Origin of the sequence: Streptomyces venezuelae, from assembly GCF_008642315.1 — a bacterium.
In the GTDB taxonomy this organism is placed as follows: Bacteria; Actinomycetota; Actinomycetes; order Streptomycetales; family Streptomycetaceae; genus Streptomyces; species Streptomyces venezuelae_D.
This window is the reverse complement of sequence record NZ_CP029192.1, coordinates 1,649,216-1,664,725: the sequence shown is the minus strand read 5'-3', so window position 1 is coordinate 1,664,725 and position 15,510 is coordinate 1,649,216. Positions and strand designations below refer to the sequence as shown.

Sequence of the window (15,510 nt, the reverse complement as noted above, 5' to 3'; positions counted from 1 at the left end):
CCCCTGGGCCACCCGGGGCCGGGGTCCTGTTTTGAGGGGCGCGGGGAACTGCGCGATCGGCCACGGCGTACCCGCAGGCGCGTCTGCCGGGCACCTCGCAGACGCGTCTGCGGCTTTTCGTGGGCCGAGCGCGCAGTTCCCCGCGCCCCCGGGTCACCCGGGGCCCGGCCCGGCCGATACGCTCCCCGCGCCGGGGTCCCGTTGTGCGCCGTCCCGCCACCGTGAGGCAGAATCGCCGCAATGAGCACCTACCGCGACCTCGCGCACCGCGGCTCCGCACGAGCCACCGTTCTGCGGACCGTGGGCACCCGCGAACGCCGATCGCATCTGACGGCCCCCCGCGTCAACACCGTCGGCATCGACATCGGCGGCACCAAGGTGATGGCGGGCGTCGTCGACCCCGACGGCAACATCCTGGAGACCCTCCGCACGGAGACCCCGGACAAGTCGAAGAGCCCCAAGGTCGTCGAGGACACCATCGTCGAGCTGGTCCTCGACCTCTCCGACCGCCACGACGTGCACGCCGTCGGCATCGGCGCCGCGGGCTGGGTCGACGCGGACCGCAACCGCGTGCTCTTCGCGCCCCACCTGTCCTGGCGGAACGAGCCTCTGCGGGACCGCATCTCGGGCCGCCTCGCCGTGCCCGTCATGGTCGACAACGACGCGAACACCGCCGCCTGGGCGGAGTGGCGCTTCGGTGCGGGCCGCGGCGAGGACCACCTCGTCATGATCACCCTCGGCACCGGCATCGGCGGCGCGATCCTGGAGGACGGCGCCGTCAAGCGCGGCAAGTTCGGCGTGGCCGGCGAGTTCGGCCACATGCAGGTCGTCCCCGGCGGCCACCGCTGCCCGTGCGGCAACCGCGGCTGCTGGGAGCAGTACAGCTCGGGGAACGCCCTCGTCAGGGAGGCCCGTGAGCTCGCCGCCGCCGACTCCCCGGTCGCGTACGGCATCATCGAGCGCGTCAAGGGCAACGTCCCCGACATCACGGGTCCCCTCATCACCGAGCTGGCCCGCGAGGGCGACGCCATGTGCGTCGAGCTCCTCCAGGACATCGGCCAGTGGCTCGGCGTCGGCATCGCCAACCTCGCCGCCGCCCTCGACCCCTCCTGCTTCGTGATCGGCGGCGGCGTCAGCGCCGCCGACGACCTGCTGATCGGCCCGGCCCGCGACGCCTTCCGCCGCCACCTGACCGGCCGCGGCTACCGCCCCGAGGCCCGCATCGCCCGCGCCCAGCTCGGCCCCGAGGCCGGCATGGTGGGCGCCGCCGACCTGGCCCGTCTCGTCGCCCGCCGCTTCCGCCGCGCCAACCGGCGCCGCGTGGAGCGCTACGAACGCTACGAGCGCTACGCAGAGGCCCGCCGCACCGACGACCGCACATCCCAGGGAACCCAGTAGATGACCGTGCCACGCCAGCCCTCGTCCCCGGACCACCCCGGCGCCCCCGAGCCGCCGGACGGGGAGGGGCCGGCCCGCAAGACCGAGGCCCGCAGCCACATGATCCGCCGCCGCTGGCTGACGGCGATCATCATCGTGCTGCTCATCGGCGTGCCCGCCGGCTATCTGGTGATCTCCGCGAACCAGAGCCGCAACAGCGGCCGCGACAAGGAGGACAAGTACTCCGCGACGGGCCTCACCGCGGGCTGGCCGTCGCGCGTGCAGCGGCGCCTGTACGACGTACCGGTCCAGCCGTACTCGGAAGAGGTCGCGTACTACGAGACGAACAACTGGCGCACCAGCCGTCTCTACGTCCAGTTCCTCACCAGCAACGCGGGCCTGACCCGGTTCCTCAAGCAGATCGGCAGCAAGGAAAGCGCGTTCAAGGCCGACGACATCACCATCAGCAAGCGCGACCAGAACGTCGTCGGCTGGGAGTTCACGGGGCCCGGCCCCTGGTACGGCCTCACGCACACGCAGAAGGATCCGGCGCCCACCCTGGACGTCGTCGTGGACCGCTCGAACGCGCGGCACCCGATGGTCTACGTGGTCTCGACGACGACTCCCTGAATCAGATGTCTCGATTATGAAGATCATGGCTTTCTCCGGTGCGCCGCCGCCGTAGTTCCTACCGTGAGGCCATGACGAGACACACGGAGTCATCAGAGTCAGCGGAGTCGACCGATTCATCGGAGTCCTCGGAGCCAACCGAGTCCGAGGCGTCGTACGACCGGCGCAGACTGCGCCAGTGGGCGGCCGGTCGGGCCCGCGCCGAAGGGGTGGCGCGCCGGGATCTGCTGCGGCTGGTCGCCGCCGCGGGCCTCGCCTCGACCGTGCCGGTGGCCCTGTCGGCGCCCCGCGCCGCGGCGGCGGGCCCCGGCATCGTCAAGCCGCTCCCACCGGAGTGGTTCATCATCCACGGCACGAACGCGGAGGCCCGCTTCGAGTCGTTCGCCGACACCGGCTACACCACCCCGGCCGCCCGCTTCTTCGTCCGCAACCACACGACGACCCCGCGCATCGACGCGGCGTCCTGGAAGCTGAACATCTGGGGCGACGGGCTGACGGGTCGCGCTCGGGAGTTCACCCTCGCGGACCTCAGGCGCTTCAAGCCGGTGACGCGCACGGCGTTCGTCGAGTGCGCGGGCAACGCGAGGAGCTTCTTCGCGACGCAGCAGGGGCGGGCGGGCTCGGGCACCCCGTGGACGACGGGCGCGATCGGCGTGGCCCACTGGCGCGGCGTACGGCTCTCCGACGTCCTCCAGAAGGCCGGCCTCTCCCGCCGTGCGGTGGACATCATGCCGCGCGGCCTCGACGACGAGTACGTCACGTCGGACGGTACGAGCTACGGCCGGGTGCGCCGCCCCATGCCGGTCTCCAAGGCGCTGGACGACGTCATCCTCGCGTATGAGATGAACGGCTCCCCTCTGCCGCCCGACCACGGATATCCGGTGCGTCTCCTCGCCCCGTCCTGGGTGGGCATCTCCTCGATCAAGTGGCTGGGCGACATCGAGGTCTCCACCGAGCCCCTCTACTCACCGTGGAACACGGACTTCTACCGCCTCTTCGGCGACGCCTACCCGGCCGAGGGCAGCGCCCCGCTCACCCGCCAGACCATCAAGTCGGCCTTCGAGCTCCCCTGGAACGCGGATCTGTCCGCGCACACCCGGCACCGGCTCACGGGCCGCGCCTGGTCGGCCGGCGGTGCGATCACCCGGGTCGAGGTGAGCGCGGACGGCGGCGCCTCCTGGCGGGCGGCGCGGCTGCACGACCGCGGGCAGGAGGGTTCCTGGACCCGCTGGTCGTTCCCGTGGAAGCCCACCAGGACCGGCCCGGCCGAACTCCTCTCCCGCGCCACGGACTCCGCGGGCCGTACCCAGCCGGCGACGACGGTGCACAACACCCAGGGATATCTGTTCGGCGCGGTGATACGGCACGCGGTGACGGTGAGCGGCTGAGGGACCGAGCCCGAGCCCGGAGCCGGGGTCGGGCTCGGGGTCTCCGCCACTCACCCGGCGGCCGCCGCCCACCGTTCGTAGGCGGCGGCCGCCACGGCCAGGTCCTCCCAGGCCATCCCTGCAGACTTGAACAGCCGCGGCCGCCCCTGCGCGACCCGCACCTCGCCTCGTACCAAGGCGTCCAGGGTGTGCACCCGCGCCAGGTCGAAGGTGCCCTCGGCGGCCGCGAGGACCAGATCGCCGCACTCCCGCGCCGCCACCGCGCGGGACTCCGCCACCACCGTGGCCCGGCCCACGAGACGGGCGTCGACCTCGCGGGCGTCCGGCTCGTGCGAGCCGACCGCGGCGACCGTGGCGTGGTCGGGCAGCAGGGTGCTGTCGAAGAGGGGCTCGCGTGCCGTGGTGCAGCAGCAGACCACGTCCGCGTGGGCCACGGCGTCCGCCGTCGCCGCGGACGCCGAGAGGCCGAGGGCGCGGCAGCGCGCCACAAAATCCGTCACGCGGTCGGCGTTCCGCGCGACCACGTCGACGTGGCGCAGCCCGGGACGCACCGCCCGCACCGCCTCCACGTGCCCCCACGCCTGCGGTCCGGTCCCGAAGACGACGAGCCGCCCGACGTCCGGCACCGCCAGCTTTCCGACGGCCACCCCGGACACGGCGGGGGTGCGCAGCGACGTCAGGGCGATGCCGTCCAGGAGGGCCAGCGGGGTGTGGGTCCCGCCGTCGAGGAGGACGTAGAGGCCCTGCACGCGGGGGAGACCGCGGTCCGCGTTGCCCGGCGTGACGGTGGCGACCTTCACGCCCGCGTACGACGCCGTGGCCGACGGCATCATGAGCAGCTGCCCGCCGGGCACGTCCACGACCCCGCGGTCCGGCTCCGCCTCCGGGTCAAGACCGGCGGCGAGGACAACCTCCAGCGCGTCGATCGCGGCGGACATGGGGACGAGGCGTTCAATGGCTCCGGCATCGATGTGCATATCAGGACAACCTTCCGTATAAGGGTTAGATTTCACTGCCAGTAGCCCGACGGCTACCCCGACAGCGACCCGGTGAGGCATACCGTGACGAGCACCCACACCGCCGGGCCGGGCTTCGGTGTCCACTCCGAGGTCGGCAGGCTCCGCAAGGTCCTGGTCTGCGCGCCCGCGCTCGCGCACCGCCGCCTGACCCCGACCAACTCCGCCGACCTGCTCTTCGACGACGTGATGTGGGTGGAGAACGCCCAGCGCGACCACGCGGCGTTCGTCGCCGAGCTGCGGCAGCGCGGGGTCGAGGTCGTCGAGCTGCACGACCTGCTCGCACAGACCCTGGGCGTCCCCGGGGCCAGGGACTGGCTCCTGGAGCGGAAGATCACCGCGAACCAGGTCGGCATCGGCCTCATGGACGACACCCGCGCCTACCTGGAGACGCTGGAGCCCCGGCGGCTCGCCGAGTACCTCATCGGCGGCCTCGCCACCACGGACCTGCCCGACGCGTACCGCTCCGCGTACGTCTCCCTCGTCCGCGAGTCCACCGGCGTCGGCGAATACCTGATGCCGCCCCTCCCGAACACCCTCTACACCCGCGACACCACGTGCTGGCTGTACGGCGGCGTGACCCTGAACCCGCTCTACTGGCCCGCCCGCCACGACGAGACCCTCCTCATGAAGGCGGTCTACCAGTTCCACCCCGACTTCACCGGCGCCACCGTCTGGTGGGGCGACCCCGAACTCGACTGGGGCCAGGCGACGTTCGAGGGCGGCGACATCATGCCCGTCGGCAACGGCGTCGTCCTCATGGGCATGAGCGAGCGCACCTCCCGCCAGGCCATCACCCAGGTCGCCGCCGCCCTGTTCGCCAACGGCGCCGCCGAACGCGTCATCGTCGCCGGCATGCCGAAACTCCGCTCCGCGATGCACCTGGACACGGTCTTCACCTTCGCCGACCGCGACATCGTCACCCTCTACCCGAAGATCATGGACGACGTCCACGCCTTCACACTCCGCCCCGGCGAAGGCCCCGCGGGCGTCTCGATCACCGACGAGGGGTCCCGCACGTTCGTCGACGTCGTCACCACCGCGCTCGGCCTCTCCTCGATGCGCGTGATCGAGACCGGCGGCGACGTCTACGCGTCGGAACGCCAGCAGTGGGACAGCGGCAACAACGCCGTCGCCCTGGAACCGGGCGTGGTCTTCACCTACGACCGCAACACCCAGACCAACGCGCTGCTGCGCGAGGCGGGCGTCGAGGTCATCGAGATCGTCGGCGCGGAACTGGGCCGGGGCCGCGGCGGCGGCCACTGCATGACGTGCCCGCTGATCCGGGACGCGGTCGGTTTCTGACGGCCCGGCCCGGTGGGGTGAGCAGACCCCGACAGCCGTGAACATCTGACAGAGCACGGCGGTGGAGGCGTCGAACTACTTCCGGACCGCGGGCCCGGCTGTGGCGTGGAAACCCGAGGCCACCCTCGAGAAGGTCTCCGGCCTCAGCCCCTGCGCCCGTTTCCCCGACCGCGCGCAAGAGGAGAGCCTTCGCCGCTCTCCCGTGGCATTTCGCTGGCGGGGGGTAGCCGGTCGTGGTGAGGTTCGGCCAGTCGAGGAGAGGAACGTCTTTCATGCGTGCTCGGAACATAGGCGCGTCAGCCGCCACGGCGTTGGCGCTGGTGGCCGCCCGCGACCTCGTGCAGAAGAAGCACGCACTGCTGAGGAACTTCCCCGTGCTGGGACACGCCAGGTACTTGCTGGAGAAGATCGGCCCCGAGCTGCGGCAGTACGTCGTGACGTCCAACGACGAGGAACGGCCCTTCAGCCGTGACCAGCGCAGCTGGATCTACGCGTCGGCGAAGGAGGAGAACAACTACTTCGGGTTCGGCACCGACGACGACGTCGAGCATGAGCAGGGTCACGCGTACGTGAAGCAGCGCACGTTCGCCGGTCGGCTGCCCGATCTGCACGACGCGCAGGCGCCGTTGCCCTCGGCAAAGGTGCTCGGCGGACCACGAGGCCGCGCGAAGGCGTTCCGTCCGGCTAGTGTCGTCAACATCTCGGCGATGAGCTTCGGCTCGCTGTCCGGCGCGGCCGTCACGGCACTCAACAAGGGTGCGGCGCTGGCCGGGACGATGCACAACACCGGCGAGGGCGGCCTGTCGCCCTACCACCTCAACGGCGGGGACCTCGTCCTCCAGATCGGTACGTCGTACTTCGGGTGCCGCAACGAGGACGGGACGTTCAACCTGGACAAGCTCAAGTCCGTGGTCGCGAGCGGGCCCGTGAAGGCGATCGAGATCAAGCTCTCGCAGGGTGCGAAGCCGGGGCTCGGCGGCATGCTGCCGGGTGCGAAGGTGACCGACGAGATCGCCGCGATCCGCGACATCCCCGCGGGCAAGGACTGCGCGTCGCCGTCGCGGCACACCGCGTTCCACGACGTGGACTCGATGCTCGACTTCGTGGAACTGCTCGCCACGGAGACCGGATTGCCCGTCGGGATCAAGAGCGCCATCGGGGAGATGGCCTTCTGGGAGGAACTCGCCTCCCTGATGGAACAGGGTGATCGAGGGGTCGACTTCGTGACCGTGGACGGAGGCGAGGGCGGCACCGGGGCTGCTCCCCTGATCTTCGCCGACTCGGTGTCCCTGCCGTTCCGCATGGGCTTCTCCCGCGTCTACAGCGTGTTCGCCGAGCGCGGGCTGACCGACGACATCACCTTCATCGGCTCCGGCAAGCTCGGCCTGCCCGAGAACGCCGTCGTCGCGTTCGCCCTCGGCGTCGACATGGTCAACGTGGGCCGTGAGGCGATGCTGTCCATCGGCTGCATCCAGGCGCAGAAGTGCCACACCGACGCATGCCCCACCGGCATCGCCACCCAGAACCCGTGGCTGACGCGCGGCATCGACGCACCCTCGAAGGCCGTCCGGGCCGCGGGCTACCTGCGCACCCTGCGCAGGGAGTTGCTGAGGGTCTCGGGCGCCGTCGGCGTCGCCCATCCCTCGCTCATCACCCCCACCGACATCGACATCCTCAACGGCGACTACGACGCCCGCACCCTGGCGAGCGTCTACGGCTACAAGGACGGCTGGGGCTCGCTCGGCACCGAGCTCGCCGATGAGATCACCGAGCTGCTCCTTGCCTGAGCACGTCCTTGCCCCCTCGTCGGGTATGCGGAGACACGACTGCGTCCTGATCAGCACGCGACGTCACGAGTTCGCGCAGTCCTGCCCGGGGCGGTCCTCGGGGCGGGACCCTGCGCGCGAGGCGTGACAGCGGCCCGGGCGGCGCGGCCCGTACGGGAGTCGGGCCGCGCCGCGCGGGCGGGTCAGAGCGCCGAGTCGAGGTGCCCGAGGTGCTCGATGAGGTTCATGTTCTCGGCGTAGTCCACCGGGCAGTTGATGATCGACACGCCCGGGTCCGCCAGCGCCTCACGGAGCGTCGGCAGCAGGTCCTTGGCGGACTCGATGTGGTAGCCCTTCGCGCCGAAGCTGCGGGCGTACTGGACGATGTCCGGGTTGCCGAAGTCGGTGTTGGAGTTCTCCCCGACCTCCAGGTCCATCTTCCACTTGATGAGCCCGTAGCCGTTGTCCTCCCAGATCAGCACGGTCAGCGGGATGTTCTCGCGGACCGCCGTCTCGATCTCCTGGGAGTGCATGAGGAACGAGCCGTCGCCGACCGCCGCCAGCACCTTCGTCTGCGGCCTGGCGAGCTGGACCGCGAGCGCGCCCGGCAGCGAGAAGCCCATGGTGGACAAGCCGTTGGAGATGAGGCAGGTGTTCGGCGCGTACGTCGGGTAGAGCCGGGCCATCCACATTTTCAGCGCGCCGGTGTCGACCAGGACGATGTCCTCGCGACCGAGCGCGGCGCGGGTGTCGGCGATGACGCGCTGCGGGGCGAGCGGGTAGCGCTCGTCCGCGGCGCCCTGCTCGAGTTCCTTGGCCAGCAGCGCGCGGGTGGCCGTGGTGTCCTCGTCGTCGATGGTCCACCGCAGGCCGTCGAGCGCGGTGGCGAGGGCGTCGAGGGAGGCGGAGATGTCGCCGATGATGCCGACGTCGACCGAGTAGCTGTCGTCCACCTCCGCCGGGAAGCGGTGGATGTGGATGATCTTCTTGTCGCCGTCCGGGTTGATCCGGGACGGGTCGAACTCCTGCAGCTCGTAGCCGACGGCGATGACGACGTCGGCCTCCTCGAACCCGAAGTTGGTGTAGTCGCGCCGCATGAAGCCGAACGTGCCGGTCGCGCACGGGTGGTCGTCGGGCAGGACGCCCTTGCCGTGGAAGGTGGTCGCCGTCGACACGTCGAGCGCGGTGGCGAACGCCGTCAGCGACTCCTCGGCGCCGCCGCGCGCCGCGCCGTGTCCGGCGAGGATCACCGGCCGGCGTGCCTCCCGCAGCAGCTCCGCCGCCCGCTTGATCTGCTTCGGGGACGGCGCCTCTGGCTGCACGACGTCCCTGCGCAGCGGGCGCAGGTCCGCGCCGTCCGTCGCCTCGTCGACGTCCTCGGGCACGGCGAGGTAGACGGCGCCGGGCCGCTCGGACTCCGCGGTCTTGAACGCGCGCCGCACCATCTCTGGGACGGCCCGGGTGGCCGGGACGTCCGCCGACCACTTCGTGACCGGGGCGAACATGCTCACCAGGTCCACGAACTGGTGGGACTCCTTGTAGTTGCGCTCCTTGCCGACCTGCGCGGTGATCGCGACGACGGGCGTGCTGTTCGTCATGGCGTCGGCGACGCCCAGCATCAGGTTGATCGCGCCGGGCCCCAGCGTCGCGGACATCACACCCGCCGAGCCGGTGAGCCGGCCGTGCATCTCCGCCATGAAGGACGCGGCCTGCTCGTGCCGGGTGAGGATGTAGCGGATCTTCTCCGAGCGGGCGAGGGCGTTGGTGAAACGGATGTTCTCCTCGCCGGGCACGCCGAACACCACCTCGACGCCCTCGTTCTCCAGGCAGCGCACCAGGAGTTCGGCCGCTCCGTCGGGGGTCTGCTTCCGGTGCTCGGCGTCGCTCACGCTGATCGTGTCCTCTCCGGGTTTCGGCCGCGCCGATGGGCGGACCGGTCAGTCGTCTACCCCGGCCCACGGCTCGGACGCCTGCGGACCGGGTCTTACGAGCCGGACCCTCGGATTCTTGAACGCCGCCCTGCGTTCCTCGTCGTCAGAGAGCGCAGCCAGGGTCTGGTGGGTGTGGACGCCATTCCAGAGCATCGGTGCTGTTCAGGCCGCCGGCTGGCCACCCACCGAAGGCTCGCCCCGCCGTGTGATCACGGGCCGGATGCCGCCCTGCCAGAGCCGGCGGCGGTAGACGTCGTGGTCGTAGCTCCGGTCGGCCAGTGAAACCTCCGGGCGTCGACGGGGTCTGCCGGCCCGGCCCGCGGCGGGCGGGATCTTGTCGAGCAGGGACAGGAGTTGGTCGACGTCGTTGCGGTTGCCGCCGGTGGGTGGGACTTCGTCCGGTCCTGGCTCGCCCTCCACGCGGGGACGGGAGAGCCGTCGACCGCGGCCCCGGGGAAGTCCTCGACGTTCGCGCTGTGGAGCTCGGCGAGGAGGCGACCTCGGGGATCATTTCGTCAGGTCTTCTCAGGCGCCTTGGCCATGGCCGCGACCAGCGCTGCAAGGAGCAGGACGCCCGTCGACCACCAGGCCGCGACGGTGAAGCCGTGCACCATGCCCTCCCCCAGGCCCCGGCCCCGGGACGGATGGGCGTCGATGTAGCGGGTGGCGGCGGACGACGCGATGGTGTTCAACAGGACGGTGCCCAGGGAGCCGCCGATCTGCTGGAAGGTGGAGACGGTCGCGGACGTCACTCCGGCGTCCTTCGGGGCGACCCCGGCGGTCGCCGTCGCGTAGACCGGCATGAACGTCAGTCCCATGCCCAGGCCGAGCAGCACCAGCGAGGGCAGCACCCCGGTGGTGTAGGCGGAGTTCATGCTCAGGCGGGTCAGGAGCAGCATGCCGACGGCCGCGAGGAGCATGCCGGGGGCCATCAGGTTGCGGGGGGCGGTGTGGGGCAGGAGCCGGGCGGCGATCTGCGTCGCGCCGATGACGATCGTGACGGACATCGGCAGGAACGCCAGTCCGGTCCGTACGGGTGAGTAGTCGAGGATGGTCTGGAGGTAGTAGGTCAGGAACAGGAAGGCGCCGAACATGGCGACGGTGGCCAGGCCCATCGTCGCGAGCGCCGCCGCACGGGTGCTGTCCCTGACGATGTGCAGCGGCAGCATCGGATGCTTGGCGTGGGACTGCCACCACACGAAGACGGCGAGCAGGATCACACCGGCCGCGATCAGGGTCAGGACCAACGGGTCGGCCCAGCCGGCGGATTCGGCGTCGTTGAAGCCGTACACGATCGCCACGAGCCCGCCGGAGGCGAGCAGCGCGCCGGGGACGTCGAGGCGCACCCCGCGCTGCCCGGGGCTGTCCTTGAGGATGGCCAGCGCGCCGCCGAGGGCGGCCAGCGCGATGGGGACGTTGACGTACAGGCACCAGCGCCAGGTCGCGTACTCGGTGAGCAGGCCGCCCACCAGCAGCCCGATGGCGCTGCCGCCCCCGGCGAGCGCGCCGTAGATCCCGAACGCTCGGCCGCGCTCGGCGGTGTCGGTGAACGTCGTCGTCAGCAGTGACAGCGCGGAGGGGGCCAGGACGGCCGCACAGGCTCCTTGCAGGGCCCGCGCCGCGAACAGCGTCCCGGGGCCGTCGGCCGCGCCGCCGAGCGCGGAGGCAGCGGCGAATCCGATCAGGCCGATCATGAAGGTGCGTTTGCGGCCGGCCAGGTCGGCGATCCGGCCGCCGAGGAGGAGCAGGCCGCCGAAGGCCAGGGAGTATGCGGTGATCACCCACTGCCGGTTCGCATCCGACATGCCCAGTCCGTTCTGGACGGAGGGCAGGGCGACGTTCACGATCGTGCCGTCGAGAATCACCATGAGCTGGGCGCCCGCGATGACGGTGAGGGCCCACCACCGCTTCGGATCGGGCAACTCGGCCGCGTTCGCGGTGGTGTGGAGGGCCGGCGTGGGCCCGATGTTCCCGGGGGAGGACTGCTTGGTCAAAACGATCACATTCCGTGTCGGAGGTGCAGGAGCAGACACGCGGTCCTGCACCCCGGGACGCGACACAAGGGATCGCGAGAGCAGCGGACACCACCATGAGGTGCCGCAAGGGGGAGAGTCCTACCGCGCGCCGAACGGGGGCACACGGCCGGGGGCAACTATGGCCGCAACACTCGTTGTCCAGTTCCAGTCCATGTTTCCCACCTCCTCCCGGCCGGGCACGCGGTACGCATCGACGCCGAACGCGCCGAACGGTGCGGCGGCAGGGCCCGCCGCACATGACCTCCGACAGGGTAGGTCAGCCGGCCGGGGACGCAAACTGATTTACCCGGCGCCCTGGTAGCGGATGCTCACGCTTCGACGAGCAGAGATCGCGCCGTGCACGCCGCCGAGCACCGGCTCCACCTGTGGAGATGAAGGGGCGGGCGGTCGGGGTCCGTTGAGCGCGGTGATCCCGCTCGTCCCGTCAGGCTGCCGCCCGAACACCGCGCGCAGCGAGCCGTTCTCGTCGTACATGTCCAGCGCCCCGTCCTCAAGGCCGGCGTTGACGAGCTCGGGGGAGCGGCGCAGCCGCTTGTTGCGGACCGCTTCGACGGCCCGCTGCTGGGCGCGGCCTTCACCTGCCCCGGTGGCGATGACGACCTGCGCGTACTCGTCGGCGCTGTAGGTGACCGGCGTGTGCCGGACGATGTCGGTGTCCGAAGTGAACGCGATGTCAGTGCGCCGGGCCCCCAGACGCGGACAGCCGATCTGGATACGCCGCAGGCCGATGACCTGTGCCCCACCAGGCGGTGCACGTGTGGTCCGGCGCGTCCGGGGCCTTGATCAGGTCGTCGAAGAGGTCACCGAGGACCGGTGTCGCCCACCAGCTCGTCCCCGTCGTGCCCGGCCGCAGTCTCTTCGCCGGGGGTGACTGCACACGGTGAGCTACCGCTCGCCCCGCCGACTTCGCCGGACAGCGCATGGTTGGATCGGAGGCGCTGAAGCGTCATCGTGGGGTGATGGGTACCAAGTAGGCGATGAACTGCGCCTGTCCGCCCTCCCGTTCGAGTGGCGTCACCGACGGGCGGGCGGTGTCGGCGGCCGAGCCGTAGTCGCGGCGGATCATGTGCGGACACGGGCCCAGGCTCGCCGCAGCACCGGCCGAGGTGAGCAACTGGCCGTTTTCGGAGAACCTGCCACGGATCAGTCGGCGAGGACCCGCTCCACTCCCTCCCGATAGCTCGTGACCTGGAATTCGGGAAAGCGGGCCGCGAACTTCGAGGTATCGAAGATGTTGTCGCCCCGGTAGCGGACGAGCAGTTCGTACATCTCGTCGAGCGGCTTGACGAAGCGGCGCCCGAGGCCGAAGGCGAGCATCGGCAGCACCGTGTAGCCGATCTTGCGGCCGGTGACCTCTCCGGCGATCTCGATGAGCTGGGCGTAGGACTGTCGGTCCGGGTCGACCGGCAGGTGCCACGTCTGGCCGTAGGCATCCGGCGTGTTGCCGAGCAGGGCGAGAGCGCGGCTCGCATCGGGGGTCCAGATCAGGGACCGCTTCGCGTGGGCGTCGACCGGGACGAAGGGCCGCTTGCCCGCCTTGATCCGGTCGAACACCAACGAGTTCGTGTAGCTCTTCGTCCGGCCGGGACCGTAGAACTCGGGCGCTCGTCCGATCAGGGCTTCGACGCGGCCGGCTCGCATGGCCTCGAGCAGCATGGTGGCGAGCTCCGCACGGACCCGTCCCTTGCGTCCGCCCGGTACGAATGCCGTCGACTCGGTCTGGGGCGTCGATGTTCCTGGATACATGTAGGTGTTGTCGAAGAACACGAGCTTCGTGCCGTGTTCGGCGCAGGCGTCGATGACGTTGCGCATCATGACGGGGAACTGTCGCTCCCACAGCTCCGAGTCCAGGGGCAGGCCGACGGTGAGGTAGGCGATGTCGCTGCCTGCGACGGCGCGGCTGGTGGCATCGGCGTCGGTGAGGTCTGCGGCCACGAGCTCATCGGTGTCGTTCACCCTCGACGGCTTGCGGCTGACGAGGCGGATGGCCTTGGTGTGGTTGCGGCGGAGCTCGTTCACGAGCTCGTCGGCGATCGGTCCGCCGGCGCCGAGGACGGTCTGCATGGGGTCTCCTTGAGGTGGATGGTGCGAGTGGTGACGACGGCCCAGCTGCGAGCGGCGTCGCGTCATCACGGATGCGATCGACGCCTGCGGCCGGGGTGCGGACCCAGGCGATGTGGTCGTCGGCCGAGCCTTCGGGCACCTGGTCGCTGGTGTGGTGTCAGCGTGGCACCGAGGCGGACGAGAAGAGGCGATGAGCGAGGTCGGCGCCTCCCCACCGACCGGCGTCAGCGTGTCGTCGCCCAGGCTGATGACGAGTGCCGGTGTGGTGATCGGCTGGTCGACCGCCTACGTCGGTCGGTCGTTGAGCGCCCTGCGGGCCCATTCCCGCAGTGCTCGGTTCCGCCGGGCGTACACTATGTTTACAGTGCTAACCGAGCATAGGAGAGCAAAGTAAGCAATGTCAACATCAGAGAAGGCCGGCTACCACCACGGCGACCTGCGAGCGGCGCTGCTGTCGACCGCGATGGAGATGCTCGAGGGCGGCGAGCCCTTCTCGCTGCGCGCCGTCGCGCGCCGGGCCGGCGTGTCGCCGACCGCGCCGTATCGCCACTTCAAGGACCGCGACGCACTGGAGTCCGCGCTGGCCGTCGAGGGCTTCCGGGGTCTGCTGGCCGACCTGGGAGGCGGGCGGGACCTGCCCGCCTCACTCCCGGACCTTGCCGAGTTCGCCGTCACCTATGTCGCCTTCGCGCTGCGGCGCCCGGCCCTGTTCCGCGTCATGTTCGGCAAGCCGTGCGACGACGCCGACGACGAGCGGGTCAAGGCCGCGGACGCCCTGCGTGAGCTGCTGGCCGACGCGCTCGGTCGAGTCTCCCCCGAAGCGGACGCATCGGCCCTCGCCACGGCCGGCTGGGGGCTCGCCCACGGGCTCGCCTGCCTGCATCTCGACGGCAAGCTGCAGGCCGCGTCGGGCGAGGAGGTCGCCGACCGGGTGCGCAGCGCGTTCCTTGCCATCACATCGACCGGGGCCTGACCTGCATCGCCGCCCCGCATCCACCATTGTTGACGGTGCTCACATCCCGTGCGATCCTCGATGTAGGCAGCGCTCACATTGGAGGACAGTCCATGGCACCGACCGGCAAGCTGACCGACCGGACCGTAGAGGTCGACCTCGGAGGGCGTCTCGTCACCGTTCCTCAAGGCGGCCTTTATGACCGGTTCCGCATGGACACCGACCTCGACGAGGTCGAACGGGACCCGCGGGTCAGCAGCGTCGACTTCTTCCGCCGGATGCCGAAGACCCGCGTGGACTCCCGCATCGGGCCCACGCTGACGCCGAACTTCTACTACCGCATCGCCACGACCCGGCTCACGATGCTCGCGCCGACCAAGGCGATCCGGGCCCGCCTGCCTCAGGAGCTGGACCCGCTCGAGATCGCTCCAGGGCTCGGAATCGTCTCCGTGATGGCCTTCCGGTACGACGTGTGCGACATCGACTTCTACACCGAGGCCGCGGTCGGCATCGCCGTGAAGCCGGCACGGCACGGTGGGCTGGGCTTGCTCGACCTGGTCACCGGGCTCAAGAACGACTCCCTGCACTCCTACGTCCTCTCCCTCCCGGTCAACACCGAGATCGCGCAGGTGCGCGGCCACGACGGCTACGGGTTCCCCAAATGGGTCACCAAGCTCGACGTCGACATCGACAACGCGCGCACCTCCGCCAAGGTCACCAACGACCAGGGCGGCCTCGACCTCGCTCTGTCGGCGCCCACCCCGAAGCAGACCGCCCGGACCACCGGCGAACACGTCTCGACCTTGACCTCCTACACCACGATCGACGGCGCCTGGCACTCCACGACCAGCCAGATCAACATGCTCTCCTCGGGCACCACGCGGCTTCCCCGCGGCCTGGACCTGCAGCTCGGTGAGGGCCGGACGAGCGACGACCTGCGCTCGCTGAAGCCGATCCGAACGATCCAGCTCGACGTCACCACCGAGGGCCAGCTGGCGCTGCACATGCCCGTGCCCACCTCCATCCAGGACCGGAGCTGAGTCCG

At 70.6% G+C, this 15,510-nt stretch carries 12 protein-coding genes and 2 pseudogenes; 7 read left to right on the top strand and 7 right to left on the bottom strand.

Translation table 11 applies throughout. From position 1 onward, the window contains the following. Positions 1-240: 240 nt before the first annotated feature. The 3 genes from DEJ48_RS06960 (at position 241) to DEJ48_RS06950 (ending at position 3,395) form a co-directional block, all read left to right on the top strand. Positions 241-1,398: an ROK family glucokinase gene (locus tag DEJ48_RS06960; protein WP_150173868.1), complete on the top strand. Its 1,158-nt coding sequence runs from the start codon at positions 241-243 to the stop codon at positions 1,396-1,398. Next, a complete protein-coding gene (locus DEJ48_RS06955) occupies positions 1,399-2,007 on the top strand; it encodes a sugar kinase (protein ID WP_150215335.1) in 609 nt (202 codons plus the stop codon). Between the two features lie 71 nt (positions 2,008-2,078). Next, positions 2,079-3,395: a sulfite oxidase gene (locus DEJ48_RS06950; protein WP_150215334.1), complete on the top strand. Its 1,317-nt coding sequence runs from the start codon at positions 2,079-2,081 to the stop codon at positions 3,393-3,395. 50 nt (positions 3,396-3,445) lie between these two features. On the opposite strand, the gene DEJ48_RS06945 is transcribed toward DEJ48_RS06950, so the two are convergent. Then, the gene (locus DEJ48_RS06945; protein ID WP_150215333.1) at positions 3,446-4,372 is read right to left on the bottom strand and encodes an ornithine cyclodeaminase family protein; all 927 of its coding nucleotides are present in this window, start codon (positions 4,370-4,372) and stop codon (positions 3,446-3,448) included. An 84-nt stretch (positions 4,373-4,456) separates the two neighbouring features. Here DEJ48_RS06945 and DEJ48_RS06940 point away from each other — a divergent pair, with 84 nt between their 5' ends. Next, positions 4,457-5,716: an arginine deiminase gene (locus DEJ48_RS06940; RefSeq protein WP_150215332.1), complete on the top strand. Its 1,260-nt coding sequence runs from the start codon at positions 4,457-4,459 to the stop codon at positions 5,714-5,716. A gap of 272 nt (positions 5,717-5,988) precedes the next feature. Further along, positions 5,989-7,503, top strand: a complete 1,515-nt coding sequence (locus tag DEJ48_RS06935; RefSeq protein ID WP_150215331.1) for an FMN-binding glutamate synthase family protein — start codon at positions 5,989-5,991, stop codon at positions 7,501-7,503. A gap of 182 nt (positions 7,504-7,685) precedes the next feature. Here DEJ48_RS06935 and DEJ48_RS06930 read toward each other — a convergent pair whose 3' ends face one another. The 6 genes and pseudogenes from DEJ48_RS06930 to DEJ48_RS06905 all read right to left on the bottom strand — a co-directional run bounded on the left by DEJ48_RS06930 (position 7,686) and on the right by DEJ48_RS06905 (position 13,513). Further along, positions 7,686-9,371, bottom strand: coding sequence for an acetolactate synthase large subunit (locus tag DEJ48_RS06930; RefSeq protein ID WP_150215330.1), 1,686 nt, complete (start codon positions 9,369-9,371; stop codon positions 7,686-7,688). A 237-nt stretch (positions 9,372-9,608) separates the two neighbouring features. Next, positions 9,609-9,907: pseudogene (locus tag DEJ48_RS41030) on the bottom strand (IS5/IS1182 family transposase); the annotation flags it as partial. Between the two features lie 21 nt (positions 9,908-9,928). Then, positions 9,929-11,407 carry an MFS transporter gene (locus tag DEJ48_RS06920; protein WP_150215328.1) on the bottom strand — a complete coding sequence of 493 codons (1,479 nt, stop codon included), beginning with the start codon at positions 11,405-11,407 and terminating at the stop codon, positions 9,929-9,931. Positions 11,408-11,731: 324 nt separating this feature from the next. Beyond that, positions 11,732-11,923, bottom strand: coding sequence for a hypothetical protein (locus DEJ48_RS06915; protein ID WP_150215327.1), 192 nt, complete (start codon positions 11,921-11,923; stop codon positions 11,732-11,734). Between the two features lie 475 nt (positions 11,924-12,398). Then, a pseudogene (locus tag DEJ48_RS06910) lies at positions 12,399-12,581 on the bottom strand (AraC family transcriptional regulator); the annotation flags it as partial. 11 nt (positions 12,582-12,592) lie between these two features. Beyond that, the gene (locus DEJ48_RS06905) at positions 12,593-13,513 is read right to left on the bottom strand and encodes an NAD-dependent epimerase/dehydratase family protein (RefSeq protein ID WP_150215326.1); all 921 of its coding nucleotides are present in this window, start codon (positions 13,511-13,513) and stop codon (positions 12,593-12,595) included. A gap of 397 nt (positions 13,514-13,910) precedes the next feature. Between DEJ48_RS06905 and DEJ48_RS06900 the strand changes: the two genes are divergently transcribed. Together DEJ48_RS06900 and DEJ48_RS06895 are read left to right on the top strand one after the other, a co-directional pair. Beyond that, the gene (locus tag DEJ48_RS06900) at positions 13,911-14,486 is read left to right on the top strand and encodes a TetR/AcrR family transcriptional regulator (protein WP_150215325.1); all 576 of its coding nucleotides are present in this window, start codon (positions 13,911-13,913) and stop codon (positions 14,484-14,486) included. Positions 14,487-14,578: 92 nt separating this feature from the next. After that, the gene (locus tag DEJ48_RS06895; protein ID WP_150215324.1) at positions 14,579-15,505 is read left to right on the top strand and encodes an acetoacetate decarboxylase family protein; all 927 of its coding nucleotides are present in this window, start codon (positions 14,579-14,581) and stop codon (positions 15,503-15,505) included. Positions 15,506-15,510: the final 5 nt, after the last annotated feature.

Excerpts from the sequence above, each read along its gene's own strand:
- DEJ48_RS06945 (WP_150215333.1), bottom strand. The coding sequence starts at position 4,372 with ATGCACATCGATGCCGGAGCCATTGAACGCCTCGTCCCCATGTCCGCC.
- DEJ48_RS06905 (WP_150215326.1), bottom strand. The coding sequence starts at position 13,513 with ATGCAGACCGTCCTCGGCGCCGGCGGACCGATCGCCGACGAGCTCGTG.
- DEJ48_RS06960 (WP_150173868.1), top strand. The coding sequence starts at position 241 with ATGAGCACCTACCGCGACCTCGCGCACCGCGGCTCCGCACGAGCCACC.
- DEJ48_RS06950 (WP_150215334.1), top strand. The coding sequence starts at position 2,079 with ATGACGAGACACACGGAGTCATCAGAGTCAGCGGAGTCGACCGATTCA.
- DEJ48_RS06900 (WP_150215325.1), top strand. The coding sequence starts at position 13,911 with ATGTCAACATCAGAGAAGGCCGGCTACCACCACGGCGACCTGCGAGCG.
- DEJ48_RS06935 (WP_150215331.1), top strand. The coding sequence starts at position 5,989 with ATGCGTGCTCGGAACATAGGCGCGTCAGCCGCCACGGCGTTGGCGCTG.
- DEJ48_RS06895 (WP_150215324.1), top strand. The coding sequence starts at position 14,579 with ATGGCACCGACCGGCAAGCTGACCGACCGGACCGTAGAGGTCGACCTC.
- DEJ48_RS06955 (WP_150215335.1), top strand. The coding sequence starts at position 1,399 with ATGACCGTGCCACGCCAGCCCTCGTCCCCGGACCACCCCGGCGCCCCC.
- DEJ48_RS06915 (WP_150215327.1), bottom strand. The coding sequence starts at position 11,923 with ATGTACGACGAGAACGGCTCGCTGCGCGCGGTGTTCGGGCGGCAGCCT.